15 protein-coding genes are annotated in these 16671 nt (G+C 67.2%); 3 read left to right on the top strand and 12 right to left on the bottom strand.

What is annotated here, in order from left to right:
• Nucleotides 1-52 precede the first annotated feature (52 nt).
• The 8 genes from eccCb to BST13_RS12275 are packed head-to-tail and all read right to left on the bottom strand — an operon-like array spanning nt 53 to nt 10389.
• Nucleotides 53-1834 carry a type VII secretion protein EccCb gene (eccCb, locus tag BST13_RS12310; RefSeq protein WP_083164161.1) on the bottom strand — a complete coding sequence of 594 codons (1782 nt, stop codon included), beginning with the start codon at nt 1832-1834 and terminating at the stop codon, nt 53-55.
• A 31-nt stretch (nt 1835-1865) separates the two neighbouring features.
• Nucleotides 1866-4106 carry a type VII secretion protein EccCa gene (eccCa, locus tag BST13_RS12305; RefSeq protein ID WP_083164160.1) on the bottom strand — a complete coding sequence of 747 codons (2241 nt, stop codon included), beginning with the start codon at nt 4104-4106 and terminating at the stop codon, nt 1866-1868.
• Nucleotides 4103-5545, bottom strand: coding sequence for a type VII secretion protein EccB (gene eccB / locus BST13_RS12300; protein WP_083164159.1), 1443 nt, complete (start codon nt 5543-5545; stop codon nt 4103-4105). The genes eccCa and eccB overlap by 4 nt, the downstream gene beginning before the upstream one ends.
• A 13-nt stretch (nt 5546-5558) precedes the next feature.
• The gene (gene eccA / locus BST13_RS12295; RefSeq protein ID WP_083164158.1) at nt 5559-7283 is read right to left on the bottom strand and encodes a type VII secretion AAA-ATPase EccA; all 1725 of its coding nucleotides are present in this window, start codon (nt 7281-7283) and stop codon (nt 5559-5561) included.
• Nucleotides 7276-7812: a secretion protein EspD gene (locus tag BST13_RS12290; protein ID WP_083164157.1), complete on the bottom strand. Its 537-nt coding sequence runs from the start codon at nt 7810-7812 to the stop codon at nt 7276-7278. Before BST13_RS12290 ends, eccA begins: the two co-directional genes overlap by 8 nt.
• Nucleotides 7813-7826: 14 nt before the next feature.
• Complete coding sequence (locus BST13_RS12285) at nt 7827-8675, bottom strand: ESX secretion-associated protein EspG (RefSeq protein WP_083164156.1); 849 nt, start codon at nt 8673-8675, stop codon at nt 7827-7829.
• Nucleotides 8672-9013, bottom strand: a complete 342-nt coding sequence (locus tag BST13_RS12280) for an ESX-1 secretion-associated protein (protein ID WP_083164155.1) — start codon at nt 9011-9013, stop codon at nt 8672-8674. The genes BST13_RS12285 and BST13_RS12280 overlap by 4 nt, the downstream gene beginning before the upstream one ends.
• Before the next feature lie 29 nt (nt 9014-9042).
• A complete protein-coding gene (locus BST13_RS12275) occupies nt 9043-10389 on the bottom strand; it encodes an EspA/EspE family type VII secretion system effector (RefSeq protein WP_083164154.1) in 1347 nt (448 codons plus the stop codon).
• 253 nt (nt 10390-10642) lie between these two features.
• Between BST13_RS12275 and BST13_RS12270 the strand changes: the two genes are divergently transcribed.
• Nucleotides 10643-12172: a MinD/ParA family ATP-binding protein gene (locus BST13_RS12270; protein WP_083164153.1), complete on the top strand. Its 1530-nt coding sequence runs from the start codon at nt 10643-10645 to the stop codon at nt 12170-12172.
• 9 nt (nt 12173-12181) lie between these two features.
• Here the strand turns inward: BST13_RS12270 and BST13_RS12265 are convergent, their stop codons facing one another.
• Nucleotides 12182-12970, bottom strand: coding sequence for a transcriptional regulator (locus tag BST13_RS12265; protein ID WP_083164151.1), 789 nt, complete (start codon nt 12968-12970; stop codon nt 12182-12184).
• 384 nt (nt 12971-13354) lie between these two features.
• On the opposite strand from BST13_RS12265, the gene BST13_RS12260 reads away from it, so the two are divergent.
• Nucleotides 13355-13648 carry a WhiB family transcriptional regulator gene (locus BST13_RS12260; RefSeq protein ID WP_029368917.1) on the top strand — a complete coding sequence of 98 codons (294 nt, stop codon included), beginning with the start codon at nt 13355-13357 and terminating at the stop codon, nt 13646-13648.
• A 201-nt stretch (nt 13649-13849) separates the two neighbouring features.
• On the opposite strand, the gene BST13_RS12255 is transcribed toward BST13_RS12260, so the two are convergent.
• Nucleotides 13850-14107 carry a DivIVA domain-containing protein gene (locus tag BST13_RS12255; RefSeq protein WP_425437011.1) on the bottom strand — a complete coding sequence of 86 codons (258 nt, stop codon included), beginning with the start codon at nt 14105-14107 and terminating at the stop codon, nt 13850-13852.
• Between the two features lie 53 nt (nt 14108-14160).
• Here BST13_RS12255 and BST13_RS12250 point away from each other — a divergent pair, with 53 nt between their 5' ends.
• The gene (locus tag BST13_RS12250) at nt 14161-15126 is read left to right on the top strand and encodes a pirin family protein (RefSeq protein ID WP_083164147.1); all 966 of its coding nucleotides are present in this window, start codon (nt 14161-14163) and stop codon (nt 15124-15126) included.
• On the opposite strand, the gene BST13_RS12245 is transcribed toward BST13_RS12250, so the two are convergent.
• Nucleotides 15123-15638: a pyridoxamine 5'-phosphate oxidase family protein gene (locus BST13_RS12245; protein ID WP_083164145.1), complete on the bottom strand. Its 516-nt coding sequence runs from the start codon at nt 15636-15638 to the stop codon at nt 15123-15125. The genes BST13_RS12250 and BST13_RS12245 overlap by 4 nt on opposite strands.
• A gap of 126 nt (nt 15639-15764) precedes the next feature.
• A complete protein-coding gene (locus BST13_RS12240) occupies nt 15765-16670 on the bottom strand; it encodes a sensor domain-containing protein (protein WP_158087144.1) in 906 nt (301 codons plus the stop codon).
• Nucleotide 16671: the final 1 nt, after the last annotated feature.

Below are 16671 nucleotides of genomic sequence, written 5' to 3'. Positions count from 1 at the left end.
ATCCCTTTGCTGACGGGCTGCCGCCAGCGTTGCTGAGTGCGTTGAATAAATACTAACCGCCCTGTAGGGGTGGTGCGAACACTTCTTCTTCGGGTGGATCGATGTAGGCCGCCTGAATGACTTCCTTGGCATCCGGCGACACCATGAACGCCTGGCCAGGGGGCCTTTTCTTGACCGTGATCTCCCGCGACGGGAAGTCGTTCTTCTCCCCCGAGAGGAACAACGTCGGCGAACCCGCGCCGTACGCGGCACCCACGAACTTGTCCATGGTGGCCTTGTGCGCCTGGCTCATCTGACACGTCACCACGAGGTGCAGGCCGATGTCGGCGGCCGCAGGCAGCAGCGGCGACAACGGCATCATCGGCGACATCATGCCGGAGGCGGCGACGATCATGTGCCAGTCGTCGACCAGCAACACGATGTCCGGACCGCTCCACCACGACCGCGCCCGCAGCTGCGCCGTCGTCAGATCCGGCGGAGGCAGGCGCTTCTGCAGGTTGGTTGCCAGCGCCTTGATGGACTCCTCCAGCGACGCGTTGTTGCGGTTGATGGCGCCTGCCGCCAGCAGATGACTCTGCGGCACCGCGTCGAGCAGGCCGGAGCGGTAGTCGGCCAGCATGAACCGCACCTGCTGCGGGCTGTTGCGGGCACAGATCGCCCGTGAAACCGCCTGGGCGATGGTCGTCTTGCCCGACTTGGGCGCGCCGAAGATCAGCAGATGCGGCGTCACGTTCATCTGGTTGTAGGCGACCGTGAGATCCGATTCCCGCACGCCGACCGGCACGGTCCAACGGGTCCGGTAATCCGAATCCGGGCCGGGCGGGTTCGGATCGAGCTGATGCAGGTAGATCCGCTCGGGCAGCACCCGCACCTGGGGCGCCTGCTCGGTGTAGAGCTCGGACACGTGCTGCACGGCCGCCGAGATCGCCGCGACGATCCCGTCGGCACTGTGCACACCGTCGAGCCTCGGCACCCCCATCATCAGGTGGTGCTTCTCCACCGACACCGCCCGACCCGGCCGGTTGGCCGGGATCTCCCGGGTGATCCGGTCGATCTGCGTCTCGTTCACGTCACCGAGGCGGAACTCGATCTTGGTGCCGAGGTAGTCGCGCACACGGGATTTCAGTTCGGTCCACCGCGGCGTCGAGATGATGACGTGCACACCGAACGCCAGCCCCTGGCCTGCGAGATCCTGGACCACGGGCTCCAGATCGGGGAATTCGGCGACGAAGGCCGGCCACCCGTCGATGACCAGGAACACGTCGCCGAACGGGTCCTGGTATGCCGCGTGCTCGGGGTCCTGCCGCATCTCGCGGTATGCCGCGATCGAGCCGACGCGGTACTGCTTGAACATCTGCTCGCGCGCTCGCAGCACCGCCTTGACCTCGGCGACGACGCGATTGACCCGGTCCGGTTCGGCACGGGTGGCCACACCACCCACGTGCGGCAGGTCTTCGAGATACATCAGACCGCCACCGCCGAGGTCGATGCAGTAGAACTGCACCTGCCGCGGCGAATGAGTAGCGCCGGCCGAGAGCATCAGCGTCTGCAGAAAGGTCGACTTACCGGTCTGCGGCGCACCACCGATCGCGATGTTGCCGCCCGCCGCCGAGACGTCGACGCCCCACACCTCCTGACGATGACGCCGCGGCTCGTCCATGATGCCCAGCGCGAAACGCAGTGGCTGGCGCTGATAGTCGCGTTCGATCAGCTCGTTGACCGGCGTCGGATCGGCGAGCGGCGGCAGCCACATCTTGTAGGCGCGTGATTCGCCGGTGGCCAACTGCGCAAGGACGACCTCGCGCAGCACCTTGGGTTCGGCCTCTGTGCTCATCCGCAGTCCACCCCCATGTCGTCGATGCGGTTCATCGCGTCGCTCCCGCCGCATCCAGGATCGGTGCCGTCGTGAACTGACGGATCCGAATCGCGGTCTGCCGCTTGGCACGCGGCTTGTCATCGCCGTCGCCACCGGCCTTGTCCGCGGGCACGTAGTTCGCACCGGTGTAGAGGCTGCGGAACTTCACCGGGTCCTCCATGCCGACCCGCAGGAAGCCCACACCGCTTTCCTTATTGGTGATGAACTGCGCCTCGGGAGTACCGATCACCGCCTTTGACTCCGCAGAGCTGGTGGTACGCAACGCAATTCGATAAGTCAGGTTCGGTTCGAGCTTGTCGATCCGGACACCGCCGGTATTCAGCGACTGGGTGGCCAGCAGCAAGTGCACGCGCAACGACCGGCCGACGCGGCAGATCCGGTCGAACAGTGCGATGAAGTCGGGGTGGTTCTGCAGCAGCTCGGCGAACTCGTCGACCACCACGAACAGCGTCGGCAACGGCGCCAGGTCGGCGCCGCGCTCGCGGTGCTTCTCGTACTCGGCGACACCGGACAGCGCACCGGCCGCACCCACCTGGATACCGGCCTGCCGCAGGATCGACTGGCGCCGGTCGAGCTCGCCGGTGAGCACCTCGCCCATCCGGCTGACCAGCTCGGCTTCCTCTTCCATGTTGGTGACGACCGCCGCGGTGTGCGGCAGCTTCTCCATGCCGAGGAAGGTCGAACCACCCTTGAAATCTGTCAGCAGGAGGTTCACCTGGTCCGGATGGTGGGTGGCCACCAACGACAGGATCAGCGTGCGCAGGAACTCCGACTTACCCGAGCCGGTGGTCCCGATCAGCATGCCGTGCGGGCCTGCGCCGAACTCGGCGCCTTCCTTGATGTCGAGGCTCATGATCTCGCCGGACTTCAATTCATGGCCGAACGGGATCTTGAGCCGGTCTCGGTCGGTGTCGCTGAACATCCGCCAGCGGGCCGGGGTGACCTCTTCCACCGACTGGGCACCCACCAGGTGGTGCCATTCGTTGGAGACCTTTTTCTGCACCCGGACGTTCTTGTCGATGATCGTTCCGGTGATCGACCAGCCCGCCAGCTTCCGGGCGATCCGGTTGGCCTGCGTGGGCGTCATCCGGTCGGTGCTGCGCACCACCTCGCGGTAGATCTGATTGGGCATCTTGTCCTCGGTCATGCCGTCCGGCGAAACCCGCAGCCGGTACGCCGAGCCGCGGTGGTTGCCGAGGGTGAGCACGGTGACACCGGCCCGCCCGTCGACCGGGAACCCGGCCTTGCCACCGGTCAGGTCGACGACGATGACGTACGGCCCGCCCGGTGCCGCGTCTGGGGTGTGCGGTCCACGCGCCGTCAGATCGGCCAGCCCGTCCGGCCGGGTGAACACCATCCGGGTCGAACCGGCGGCGTCGGTGTCGGTCTGGTGCTGCACATGCGGCAACCACTTGACCCAGGACCACTTGGGGTCCTCGGGATCGTCGGTGAGCACGCGGATCTGCAGCAGGTCCGGCGGATGAAACACCGCCAGGTGGCAGATCATGGCGGTCAGCAGCTCGGCCGCGCCTGCCTCGTCACCACCGACGGCGATGGTCGGAAAAGCGCGCAGCTGAACGAGTTTGGGGCAATCGTGGACCAGGCCGTGGGTGCGCAGGAACTTGGTCACCCACATGTGGCTGACGGGTTCCAGATGCGGCGCCGGAGCGGCCTGCCCGCCCGCCAACTCCCCGCTGGTGTTCGGCTTGAGCAACCGGTCGACCGCGACCTCGGCACCGATGCCCACCCGGGCGGCGGTGAAGAAGTCGGGGTTGCCGTTGGTCTGCCGCGACCACTGCCTGCTGGTGCCGATGATCGACAACAGGTCTTCGGGATGCGGGGCGTGGTAGCTGAAGAACGCCACCTGAGCCGACGCCGACGATGTCACGCGGGTACGCAACCCGGCCAGGTACCGCAGATACTCCTTGCGGTCGGCGTTGACCTCGGGGACCTTCTTGCCGCCCGAACCGCCGCCGGCCATCATGCCGAATGCGCCCATGATCATCATCAGCGGCATCATCAGCATGTACGGCGACAGCTGCCGGAAGCCGGTGAAGGCCATGATCGCGATCATGCCGATCATGCAGCCACCCATCACCCACGGCATCGCCTTCTGGAAACCCGAGGGCGGGATCTCGATGCCGAGATCGTCAGGGGGAGCGACGTTGATCTCGCCCGGCGTCAGACGCGGACCACGCTTGATGGTCGGGGTGAATTTCCGTGTCGTCATGAGCCTGTCTTGTCCTCCACCTTGCGGGGCTTGGGATCCGAGGGCAGCGTGTCGTGCTCCAACAGGGCCGCGTCCTTCGACAGCACCGGCCCCTCGACGAGCAGGCTCACCACCGGCCACGGTGCGTTGACCGGCGCCCCCAGGCCGAGATTCTTGGCGGCATCGGCGTTGGCCACCCCGTACCGAACGCCCTGCGGATCGATGTAGAACAGGCCCTCACCGACTTTCGGATCGGGAGACTGCAGGCGAACGAACTGCCCGCCGTCGATGTACACCGTGGCGTCGCCTTCGATCTGCTTGACACCGGTGCCCATGGCCGCGGACGAGATGGGCAGGTGCCGCCCCGCGATCACCATGGTCTTGGCGGACTGATCACCCGGTTCGCGCTGCCAGGCCCAGCACAGCACCGGGTCTTCCGGCCGTAGCAGGATGGTCATCGGCTTGGCCGGCAGCGGCGAAACATACACCTGCTCAGGGATTTTCGCGACGACGCTGGACTCGACCGTCGGCGGGGTGATCAAACCGTAGGAGTTGGTGGCACGCAGCGCCGCGGCGGTCGTCTCGTTGACCCGCGCGACCCCGTCGGTCAGCACGACGTACTGCTGGTTGCCGGATTCCGTAGCGGTCTGAAACACCGAACCGATCACCAGATTCTCCGGCAGCCCAACGGTATTCGGTGCGCCCGCGGCGACGATCTGCGGCAGCTGCCACGGCCCCATGTTGGGCAGTGCGTTGAACAGGCCCTCGGAGATCGGCGTGGCCTTGGCGGTGACCGGGATGCCGACCGCGGAGGTCACCGCGCGGTCGGCCAGATCGATTGCGTGCCTTCCGACATCGTTGACCAGCCAGTTGCCGCCCTTGAAGGTCACAAGCATGCCCTGGCTGGGGCCCAGTGGCCCGACGGACATGTCGGTCACCAGCGACCGGATGAGGACCGACGTTTCCACTTCCGGCGCAGCGCTGTCCGGCTTGGTCACGGTGTCGCACAACGACCAGGTGGACGCCGGAACTCCCGTCGGGGTCGCGTACGGCGCACCCGGGATGCCGATCGGCTGGCCCTTCGGCATGCGGTTCAATTCTTCGGACTTGACCACCGTGGGCGCGTCGCCGTGCCCCAGCGCCAGCCGCGCCGAGGTGAGGTTGTACACGGGCCGCAGCAGATCCGAGCCGGGCAGCATCACATAGAGCTGGTTGGTGGTGCGGTCCACCACCAGGGTGTCGCTCCCGCGCTTGCCGAGCGGCTTGAAATAGGCCAGTGCGACCGCGCCGAGGCAGACCATCACGGCGATGACGATGCCCGTCGACACCGCGCGGCTGTAGAACTGCAGCGGGTCGTCGAACATCCGGGTATCCCGGCGCACGATCGCGTGCTCGACCCGGCGCAGCAAGAACCGCCAGCCGCTGACCTGGATCTTTGTGGTGAGTCGGAACCCTGCCATCGCCCGTTCTCGCCTATTCGCCGATGTTCAGTCGGCTGTGCACCGACGCGATCGCCGATGCCATGTCCTCGCCGTTGATCTCGCTGAGCTGCTCTACGCCCAGGCTGTCGAGGTCCAGCGTGCGGGCCAGGCGCATGTCGCGGTTCTGCTCGCCCGCCTCGACCAGCTGACGCGCATACCGCCCGTTGCCCGCGATGTCCAAGGCCGGTTTACCGTTGAGCCGACGCTGGCTGAGCAGCGAGGCGGCCTCGTACACCCGCTTGGCGGCGGTGTCGTCGAGCTGTGAATCATTGGCTTTGGCAATGACTTTCGAGATCTCGACGATGTCTTCAGGTGCGTACGAGTCGAATTCGATGCGGGTCGCGAAACGCGAGCGCAGACCGTCGTTGGCCTCCAGCAGCCGATCGATGTCGTTGCTGTAGCCGGCGATGATGACAACCAGCCGATCGCGGTCGTTTTCCATGCGGGCCAGCAGCGTGTCCAGTGCTTCGGTACCGAACGGGTCGGCGCGTCCGTCGCGCTCCTGCACCAGCGTGTACGCCTCGTCAATGAACAGCACCCCGCCGAGCGCCCGGTCGATGGTCTTGGCTGTCTTGACCGCCGACTGCCCCTCGTACTCGGCGACGAAATCCTTGCGCGATGTTTCGATCAGCTTCGGCTCGGAGATCACCCCGAGGCCCGCCAGGATGTTGGCCACCACGCGCGCGATGGTCGTCTTGCCGGTGCCCGGAGGGCCGGCGAAGATCATGTGCTTGGAGGCCTGGGCGACCTTCATCCCCCGCGCCGCGCGGATCCGGGCCATCTGGGTGGCGGCGCGATAGGCCTCGATCTGTTCCTTGACCCGGCTCAGCCCGATCTGCCGGTCGAGTTCGGCCTGCGCCTCGGCGAGCAGTTTCTCCCGGCCGGAGGTGTCGGCCACGACGCTGTTCGGGTCCCATGGATCCTTGCGTGACGAAATCGCCTCTGCGGTGGTGGTTTTCAGCCGGTAGGTCGGATCATTGAGGGCAGCAGTGACTTTCGGCTCCGGGAAGTTGGCCTGCAGCCACTCCAGAAGAACTCGGGCCGATTCCTCGTTGCCCTCGTTGCGGCGGGCCATCGCCAAGTACCAGGCGATGGCGGGGCCGCACGCGTCGCCGACGGGGGTGTCGTGCGCCTCGGTGAGCCTGCGGTCGGCCTCGGTGAACAACCCGAGGTTGGCGGCCGCGACACCGTGCGCGACGCCCGCCGCGGCGGCAAGGAACTTGTCCGGCCACGCGCTGGCCCCGCGGACCTCGTCGATGACATCGGTCCAGCGCTGCGCGGCGCCGTAGATGACTGCCTTGACCCACGCGACGAGGTGCTCCGAGCCCGCGGCCGGGGCGCTCTCGAGCGCCTCCATGGCGTCGGCGTAGTTGCCCTGGGCGGCCTCCTGCACTGCGAAGCCCATGGTGATGGCCAACGGTGAGTTGATCGGGTAGCTGATGTCCCTGCTGAACATGCCGCCGATCGGAATCCGCGCACCCAGGCTGTTCATCGAGATCTCGGCGGCGCCTGCGAGCTGTCCGAAATTCGATCGGGAGTACCACGCCCGGAACAGCGTCACCCGGTCGATGTCACCACACCGGATGCGCCCGACCCAGGCGTCGCACGCCGATTCGTCGTAGTTGGTGATTTCGGTGAACACCTCGAGGGCCCGGGCCGGGGAACTGGCCAGCATGCCCACGGCGCTCCCGAACATGCCTGCGAGATGGTCAGCCATTTTCTCCTCCGTAGCGGGTTGCGAAGATCTGGGCCCGGGCCGCATCGGACTGTTCGGGCGTCGGCAGGTTGAGATCGCGCGTCAGGAAGTCGCGGGTCGCGAAATCGTCGTGCCCCTGTTCTCGCATCCCTTGGAGCATGAACGAGTACTGGGCCGAGCGGGCGTCCTGCGTCGCCAGTTCGGCGATCACGAGAATCTCGTCGATGAGATCGGATTCGGTCATGTTGACCGCCTTGGGCGAGAGGTCGATCTGCTGCACGCGGCCATCCATGTACGCGGTGACCGTCACGGTCCCCGGCGGGTTGGTGACGCTGAAGATCGGCACGTCGGGTTCGTCGCTCTCGACGTCGTCGACATCGAGAGCGGAGAACGCGGGCTCGGCGTCGTCGGACGCCGCCGGGGCGCCGATGTGCACGTCGAGGTCCGAATCGTCGTCGGCTTGCTGGTCCGGGTACGCAAAATCGATCGCCGAAAGGATGTCCTGATCGTCGTCTTCGTAGTCCCGGTCGTATGGCGGAGACTCACCCACCGTGGCGGCCTTTCTCAGTGAAGATAGGAACTGTCCGAATCGGTCTTGTCGAACCAGCCGCCAGAGGGCAGGAACTCCATCAGCCCGTCGAGGGCACGCTGCAGGTTGTCCTGCGTACCGGACAGGAAGCTGCCGTACAGTTCGCCGTTGACCTTGCGCGGGATCGAGACGATCCGCCCCGGGGCAGAGTCCAAAACGCCTGCGGCGACGTCTGATTGGGCAGTCGTGCCGCCGGGCAGGCGTTCACTGCCGACGATCTCGACCCAGCTCTCGGGCTCGGAGATGATGCTCGCGTAAGCCCGCGCCGAGTTGGGCGGGATGCCGTAACCGATCAGATCGTCGGCGGTGCGGCATTGGGCGAGCTGGTCGGCGACACCGGTGAGCGGTTCGACGTTGGCAGGATTGCCGGTGCCGAGCACCGCCATCACCATGCCGGCCATCCCGACCTGCGGTGCCACCCGCTGCAACACCAGCATCTCGTTGTCACGCGCGCATACGACATGTCGGGCCCCCTTACGACACACCACGAACCGGATCATCTTCCCACCGAGGTTGCGGCGCCACCAGCGCCCTTCCAGGGTGCGATCCGCTCTGCTGAGAGTGTCGACCATGGCAGCGACTTCCGGGTGGGGGTTACCGAAAACATCCAGTACGCCCTGCGCAGTCAGGTCCCGCTCGACCTGCTCCCAGACGATTTGGCGCAGGTCCACCTGCGGGATGTTGAGCCGGATACCGAGCGAAGGCGGGAAATCCGTCAGCCCCAACTTGTCGGCGATCACCAGCATGCCGTCGATGGTCACCTCGACGCCGACGACATCGTCGTAATGAGGCGCGCCGGGATCAGCCCCTTGCACGGACGTCATCGGGTTTGCTCCGCCAACTGTCCGAAACTGTCGGTGCGCGTTTGCAGGGCCGTGGCCCCGCCTTCATCGGTGTGGTCGTAACGCCGCGCGGCGGCGGTGAGCTTTTCACTCAGGCCCTCCGACAGCGTCGCCATGTACAGGCCCGCGGTACGACGAGCGTTCTGGGCGGCCTCGACCGCACCGGCCGTAGACCATGAAATCGGCCCATGTGTCCAGCGCAGCGACCTGTCGACGCCAGTCACGGCCTTCGTTGCCGTGGCCAGTTCGCCTGCGGCGTGACCTTGCCTGATGGACAGTTCGCGTAAGTGTTCGGTAGCGACGCGCAAATCCTCCGACATTATTTCCCCTCGATCCCTTTCCTAGATTCTTACGTCCCCGTCACGGACGTAGATCCAGGAGTAGCGTCATCCAATCTAACCGCAGCCGGAACACTTAGCTGAGTCTGCTCCAAATCCACTTCCGCCCGGGCCGGTGCGCGGAAGGCACCGGCGCTGAATTCGCCCGCCCCAAGATCCGGCGGCAGCGTCTTGGCGGCGCCTTTATCTGTCGGGCCCGCGCCTTCGGCAACAACGGCGCCGGCGTCGGGTGTGCCGGGGTTCCCGCCCTTTTCGCCCTTGTCCACCGCAGTGCCGAGTGCGTTGCTGCGGTCCTTCGCGTCTTTCCCGGGCTTGTCGCCCAACTTGTGCTCGTCGTCCTTGCCGGACTGCTCGTCCTTGCCGTCATCGGCCGCGTCGAGTTTCTCGGCCCGTTCGTCCAGGGTCGCCGAATACGGCTGCGCCTGCCCGATCCCTTGTGTGACGCCCTGGACGGTTTGGGTGGCGGCCTGCACCGCCGCCTGCAGAGCCTGCGACGCGGCCTGGGTGATGCCGCCGAGAATGCCGCCGAGCGGACCGAGGATCGAGCCGACCACGGTGCCCGCCATCACGGCCGCCATGTCTCCGCCTCCAACGGCCGTGGGGCGCGCGCCTGCCGCGGGCGTGGTGCCCTGCTGTGGTTGCACCGGAGCCGGCTGAGATTCGGCGGTTGGCGTCGCGGGTGCCGTCGGGGCCCGGTTGGCCGCTTCGGGGTGCCCGGGTGCTGCCGCGCGCGGTGTGCTCTCGTCGGTACCGCCGTCATCGCCGCCGGGCTTGGTGTCGCGCGCGATGTCCGCATATTTGGCGACGGCCCCGTGCAATTCGGCGGCGTTGGCGTCGACGTTTTGCTGCATGGTGAGCAGTTGTTCGGTCGAGGCACCGACGGCACGCGCCACCATGGCGATCTCCGTCGCGGTCTGTGAAGCCTTGCCGACGTACGGAATGTTGCCGATGGCCGTGGTGACCTGACCCATGTCGGCCAACCAGTCCGATTGCCCGTCCAAGTTTTCGCGCGTGGTCCAGATCTGCTCCGATTCGCGCGCCAGCACGGTCGCCACGGTGTGATCGGCCTCGATCATCGCGGAGGTGCGACTGAGCTGCTCGTGGTTGCGGGCCGCGTAGGCGCTCGAACCGCTGCTACGCCATGAGTCGTCTGGAAATGCGGACTTCAGCGTGTCACCAGCCTTGCCCAGTTGCTCGGCCGCCGCACCGAACGTGCTGCCGTCGTCCGGCGTGCCGGTACCGGTCGTGGTTTTCATGCCTTCGATGACGTTGCGCCCGGCATCGAGGATGCCCTCGCCGGGTCCGCGACCCTCGATCAGTTCCTTACCGGTTTTGGCGATATCGCCCGTGCCGCCCATACGCAGATCCCCCTCGACGCGACAGACGTTACCAGCGGGGGAAGGCCCGGATGAGCACCAAATTTCTGTCCAAATCCGTTGCCATCTGGCGACTTAACCTGCGGATATGGAATTGACGTCAGTGTCGGCGTGACATGGGCGGACGACGCCTGGTATCCGGTGCTGCCACCGGCCGCTGCGGTGAGGCGGTGGCGTAGTCGATACTGAGGGCGGTCGAGATAGCCGTCGCGTGACAACCCGAGGAGATTCAGTCGTGACCGACCCCGACGACACCCTGCGTAGAGAGCTCGGCTGGACGGGTGGGGAGGACACCGATTTCGAACCGGACACCGGGCCGACGCGCCGCCCACGGCGGGCTCCGGAGCCGCCTGCGCCGTCACTGCCCGGCCGGCCACCGGTCGACTACGTCCCGCCGAAGTCCGGCGACGACGACTCACGTGCCGGGCATCACGAGGCCGCCGACCCGCCGCAGACTCCCCCGGAGGAGCAGTCCCGCAGCAGCTTCCGCGAGCCCGCGCAACCACAGCAGCCGCCTCAGCAGCCGGTGCAGCAGAATTCCAAGCAACCTACGCAGCCACCGCGTGACGGACGTCCCGCTCCCGCGGCACCTGCGCGGCCCGAAGGCGGCCAGTGGGAACAACAGTCCGGCTGGCCGACCCATCAGCAGCGGCCTCAGTCGCCACCGCAGCCCGCTCCTCCGGCTCCGCCTGCCCCGCCGGCGCCGCCCGCCCCGCAGCAACACCAGCCCTTCGGCCCACAGCCCGGGTCACCGTGGCCGGCCGAGGGCGGATTCGCGCCCGACGGCCACGCCCAGACCCCGCCGCCGAGCGCGCCGGGCTCCTACGCCGACCGGATCCGGGTCAACGATCTGGTGCCGCCGCGCCGGGAACCCCCGGCCGGGGGTTGGCGGCTGCTGGTCTACAAGGCCTCATTCGGATTGATCAACCCCGGACCGTCCGCCGAGGACGTGCGGCAGGCCGAGCTGGAAGCCAAGATCAAGGGCGTGCTGCGCGGCCACTACAAGGTCGGCGTCATGGGCAAGGGCGGCGTCGGTAAGACCACCGTCTCCGCCAGCGTCGGATCCGTCTTCGCCGAGCTGCGCCAGGACGATCGCGTCGTCGCCATCGACGCCGACACCGCCTTCGGCAAGTTGGGCAGCCGCGTCGACCCCCGCGCCCAGGGCTCCTACTGGGAACTGGCCTCCGACAAGCACCTCGACACCTTCGCCGATGTGCGCAGCCGGGTCGGCAACAACGCGGCGGGTCTTTTCGTCCTCGCCGGCGAGGGCACCCCGGCCCGCCGCCGCGTCCTGGACGCCGCGATCTATCGCGAGGCGACCACCCGGCTCGACCGGCACTTCTCCATCTCGATCGTGGACTGCAGCTCGACGATGGACTCCCCGGTGACCCAGGAAGTGTTGCGCGACCTGGACGCCCTGATCGTGGTGTCCTCGCCGTGGGTCGACGGTGCAGCCGCGGCCGGTCAGACACTGGACTGGCTGGCCAACCGCGGCATGACCAGCCTGCTGCAACGCACGGTCGTCGTGCTCAACGATTCCGATGGCCACGCCGACAAGCGGACCAGGTCGATCCTGGCCGGGCAGTTCTCGGGACAGGGCCAGACCGTCGTGGAGGTGCCGTTCGACGGGAACCTGCGGCCGGGTGGCGTGATCGCAGGCACCCGCGTGATGACCCCGGCCGCACGCCGCAAGTTCCTGGAGATCGCCGCGGCGCTGGCCGACCACTTCCCGTCGTCGGACGACCGCCACCGGGAGCGGTACTGACCTGCGCGGTCAGACCATGGCGCTGATCAGCGCCTCGATCGCGTGCACGGCGGCGGCGTCCACCGGATATTCGGCCTCGGCGCGGCTGATCACGTCCTCGGGCACGCCCGCCGCCTGCCCCATCTCGCCCATGGTGAGGTTGGCGCGTCGACGCGCGGCGTAGAGCCGCTGGCCCAGCGTGGCCCCCGGCGCTGCCGCGGCTCGCATGGTGAGCTCGTCGATCTGATGCCGGACCGCGCTGAGCGCCTTGATCAACGCCGGGGTGACCTGGCTGATCCGGGCGGCCCGGGATGCCACCGCCTCGAGCTGGCGTAGGTCGGCGAGGATCGCCGTGACGCGGGGGGTGAAATCGGGATCGCTGACCGGCGGCATGGCGTCCATGGTCGAACCGAGGGTGTTGGCCGCGGTGAGCACGGCCTGGGCGATCAGCGGCACCTCGGCATTCGCCGTGACCGACGCAGGAGCGCTGGGTGCCGCCGCGGGCTCGGCGGGCAGGCTCGCCGCGGGCGGGGGCGGCAACGTGGGTTCTGCAGCCGGGACGGGACCGCCCTGGCGCAGCCGTGCGATGGTGCCCGGCGGCCAGCGCAATACCTCTTCCAACTTCAGCCGGGTGCGTTCGCGAGGCCAGCTGCGGCCCTTCTCGAAGGCGATCAGCGCACCGGCATTGATGACACCGTCGGCGGCGAGACTGCGCTGGCTGATGTCGAGTTCGCGTCGGCGCGCAGCGGCGGCCGCTCCGGCGCGGATCAAGCCGACGTCGAACTCGCCGGTCGCGAGATCGAACTCCGCATCGGTCATCTCCGGATGGTTCCTTAGCTGAATGAGCTGGAGCGCTTGGCGGCCCGTGATGGCTGCGTGGACCCATCGATTCTAACCCCATACCGCAGCACCGCTACGACTTGGGTTTCGGGATTTTTCCGTAACTGCACCAGTGCTACAGCTTCGCCGGGCACCTACCCGTACCCATGCTACGGAGCCCGCTCCGGCCGCTTCATTTGCCATTGATGCTGTTCATGCAGGTAATGACAACTAGGTAGTTTTACGCTTGCAAGCGAACCAAATCCGTTTCGTAGCGCCGCAACGGTTTAAATTTCCTCAAACTGTTGCACCGCTACGGTTCTTGCTATAGCGTTCCCCTCAACGCGGGGACACCGCACAGTCCTTACGAGGGGAGCAGTACAAATGACCGCATTGATGGCCAACGGAATCCCGCTCGGCGTCTGCACCGCCAACCCGGAGCGCTGGACCTCCACGCCCGACGACCAGGCCAAGGTGATCTGCCGGGAGTGCCCGCGCCGCTGGCTGTGCGCACGGGAAGCCTGCGAACTGCCGCGCGCCGAAGGGCTCTGGGCCGGGATCATGGTTCCCGAAGGTGGCCGCGGCCGCACGTTCGCGCTCAAGCAACTGCGCTCGCTCGCCGAGCGCAACGGCTACCCGGTCCGCAAGACCAAGCTGATCTTCCCCGAAGCCGCCTGATCCACCTGCCCTCTCGCCGCCGATTTCGAGGGGACGGCGGCGGGAGGGCAGCAGTTCCACACGGGGGAGGAATAGGGGCCCGGGGTGTGCTGTTGATGCATGCGAGGGTGCCGGGCATTGCCCCGGGCCCCACACCAGAACTGTCGCTTCGAGCGACCACTCGCCGCGAGGCGCACTGACGGCACCGTCCCCCAACTTCTTTCAGCGCTCGAGCGTGGCGACTACCGCATCGAGCAGACGATCGACCTCGTCCTCGTTGTATCCCCGCTGGAACAGCGGTGGCTTCGGGAAAGCAATGTTGCGCACATCGCCTGCGCTCAGATGTCCACGGCCCTCGAGCCGGCGGGCGACGAGTTGCAGGAAGTCGTCGACGGACTTGCGGTCGTAACCACGTTTACCCACGGGCGGTTTCGTCAACGCGACATTGCGAACATCGTCGGCGGTCAGCGGACGGGTCATGCCGGACATGCTAACCACGCGTGGCGCACACTGGATCGCACTACGGTGGCAATATGAGCAACACCGACGCCCTCCCGGCCGAAGTCACCTGCACGGCTTCGACATTCACCGGGGTATTGCACGCACGTGAGGTGCCGCTCGGCGGGCCGCGGGCTCTGCTGGTGCGGCGCACCCTGCCGCAACGTGACCGGTCGCTGATCGGTGCGTGGTGCTTCGCCGACCACTACGGTCCCCACGATGTCCGCGGCGGTACCGGCATGGACGTCCCGCCCCATCCGCACACCGGATTGCAGACCGTGAGCTGGCTCTTCCAAGGCGAGATCGAACACCGCGACAGTGCCGGGGTGCACGCGTGGGTCCGTCCCGGCGAGCTGAACCTCATGACGGCAGGCGCAGGCATCTGCCACTCCGAGGTCTCCACCTCCACCACGACCATCCTGCACGGCGTGCAGTTGTGGGTCGCCCTGCCCGACGCCGACCGCGACACCGACCGCGATTTCGCACACTACGCACCGCCGGCCCGCAACCTCGGCGATGCGACGCTACGGGTGTTCCTCGGCGAGTTGGCCGATTCGCGTTCGCCGGTACACACTTTCACCCCACTGCTCGGCGCCCAGCTCGACGTCGATCCGGGCGCCACCGTGACCCTGCCGGTCGACCCGACCTTCGAACATGGTGTGCTGCTCGACGAAGGCGACGTCGAGGTGGCCGGAACGCCGCTGGCGGTCGCCGACCTCGCCTACCAGAGCCCCGGTCATCACGAACTTCACCTGGTCAATCGCGGGTCGGGCCCCGCTCGCCTGATCATCCTCGGCGGTGTCCCGTTCCGCGAGGAACTGGTGATGTGGTGGAACTTCGTCGGACGCAGCCATGACGACATCGCCGCCTACCGGGAACAGTGGCAAGCCAATGCCGCCCGGTTCGGCGACGTCGAGGGATATGCCGGCCGGATCGCGCGGCTGCCAGCGCCGCCGCTGCCCAACGCCAAGCTCAAGCCGCGGCCGCACCCGACGGCCTAGCCGGACGCGCCGTCACCCAGGTATTGCGCCGTGCTGCCGCTCACCGGCATGGCGGGCAAGCCCAACTTGCGGTGATCCCAACTCCGCAGCCGGCCGGGCACCACCCGCACCGCGATGCGGTTGTTCATCATCTGGTCGACGAACGGCCGCATCTCCTCGGTGTAGGGGCCGGTGTAGCGCTCCCACACGCTGATGCCCACGCGCAGAATGGTTTCCGGGTCGTCGACGATCTCGGCACGGCCGTCGATGGACACGCCACGCAGGGTTCCGTAGGTGAGCCCGTCCTCGATCATCACCGTGACCGTGGGATCGCGGCGCAGGTTGACCGCCTTCTGTGACTTGGCCTTGGTCTCGAACCAGATCTCACCGTCGAGCACCGCGTACCACATCGCGACGAGGTGCGGCCTGCCGTCGGCCTGCAGCGTCGCCATGGTCGCCGTGCGGCTGTGCTCGATGAATTCCGCGATCTCGTCGTCGGCCATGACGATCTTCGCGCGTTCGTTCTTACCCACGCACCAGCACCTCTCTGCTCATCCGCCCACCATAAGTGGCGGCGAGGGGCGCCCCGTCAGCCACCTATCCCGGCGGCTACCCACCACGTCGGCGAGGACTTGCACAGAGTCGGCTAGCGTTTGCGCCTAGGAGCTCGGTATGCGCGACAGGATCTCGAGCGCGATCGATTCCGCGCTCTCGCCGAGATCGGCGCCCATCAGAGCCAGGTCGACGACGACGTTGGCCTTGGCCACGACAGCCCGCGTGCTGACGAACAGCGCCGAATTGTCCATTGTCGCGCTCACCAACACGATCGACGGATTCCGGTTGCCGTGGGTGACCGCCCGCACCGTGTAATGCGAGGTGGGGGTGCCATCGTCGAAGGCAACAGACACCGGGCCTGCACAGCCACGCCACTTCGCCTCGATGTCGGAGACGAGCCGGCTTGCCACAGAGGGGTTTTCGTAGAGCACCACGCGCTGGTCGAGACCGCCGAGGCCGACCTTCTTCATGTCCCCGACCAGGCTCACGTTGCGGGCGAGGGTCGCGATGACATCGCTTGGCACGAATTCCTCGGTGCCACCGCCGAACAACGCGGAGACGCACTGGGGCGGGGTGACGGTGATGCCCTCCGATCCGTTGAGTGCTGTGCTGTCGGTCGTCTTGTAGTCGTTGGCGGCGTTCGCCAATCGCTTGACGTCGTCGAGGGACAGCAGAAAGCCGGCCAGCTGCGACGGGCTCACGGGTTCCGGCACACTCAAGGTCGGGGTGGTGCTCGTCGACTGTGTCGTCGTCGTGGTCACCGCCGGCCCGGCCGACGGAGTGCTGCGATTATCGGGCAGGACGAGCCAGACCACCACTGCGACAACGGATATCACCACAACGGCGGCCACTGCCGCGAGGATCACGCCGCGTCGTTTCCGGCGCGGCCGCGACTGCGGTACGGGCGCCGGGATGACGGGCGGTCCAGCGTACGGGGGCTGCTGGCCGGCGGGATAGCTACCGAACGGCGCCCCGCCGAACGGGTCGTCTGGTCCACCCGGGTACGTCATG

Source organism: Mycobacterium aquaticum (assembly GCF_002086485.1).
Lineage (GTDB): Bacteria > Actinomycetota > Actinomycetes > Mycobacteriales > Mycobacteriaceae > Mycobacterium > Mycobacterium aquaticum.
Note: the sequence above shows the minus strand (reverse complement) of the source record. Positions and strands in the feature narration are given on the sequence as shown.

Coding starts and splice junctions, on each gene's coding strand:
- eccCb (WP_083164161.1), bottom strand. CDS start 1,834: ATGAGCACAGAGGCCGAACCCAAGGTGCTGCGCGAGGTCGTCCTTGCG.
- eccCa (WP_083164160.1), bottom strand. CDS start 4,106: ATGACGACACGGAAATTCACCCCGACCATCAAGCGTGGTCCGCGTCTG.
- eccB (WP_083164159.1), bottom strand. CDS start 5,545: ATGGCAGGGTTCCGACTCACCACAAAGATCCAGGTCAGCGGCTGGCGG.
- eccA (WP_083164158.1), bottom strand. CDS start 7,283: ATGGCTGACCATCTCGCAGGCATGTTCGGGAGCGCCGTGGGCATGCTG.
- BST13_RS12285 (WP_083164156.1), bottom strand. CDS start 8,675: ATGACGTCCGTGCAAGGGGCTGATCCCGGCGCGCCTCATTACGACGAT.
- BST13_RS12280 (WP_083164155.1), bottom strand. CDS start 9,013: ATGTCGGAGGATTTGCGCGTCGCTACCGAACACTTACGCGAACTGTCC.
- BST13_RS12275 (WP_083164154.1), bottom strand. CDS start 10,389: ATGGGCGGCACGGGCGATATCGCCAAAACCGGTAAGGAACTGATCGAG.
- BST13_RS12265 (WP_083164151.1), bottom strand. CDS start 12,970: ATGACCGATGCGGAGTTCGATCTCGCGACCGGCGAGTTCGACGTCGGC.
- BST13_RS12260 (WP_029368917.1), top strand. CDS start 13,355: ATGACCGCATTGATGGCCAACGGAATCCCGCTCGGCGTCTGCACCGCC.
- BST13_RS12255 (WP_425437011.1), bottom strand. CDS start 14,107: ATGACCCGTCCGCTGACCGCCGACGATGTTCGCAATGTCGCGTTGACG.
- BST13_RS12250 (WP_083164147.1), top strand. CDS start 14,161: ATGAGCAACACCGACGCCCTCCCGGCCGAAGTCACCTGCACGGCTTCG.
- BST13_RS12240 (WP_158087144.1), bottom strand. CDS start 16,670: ATGACGTACCCGGGTGGACCAGACGACCCGTTCGGCGGGGCGCCGTTC.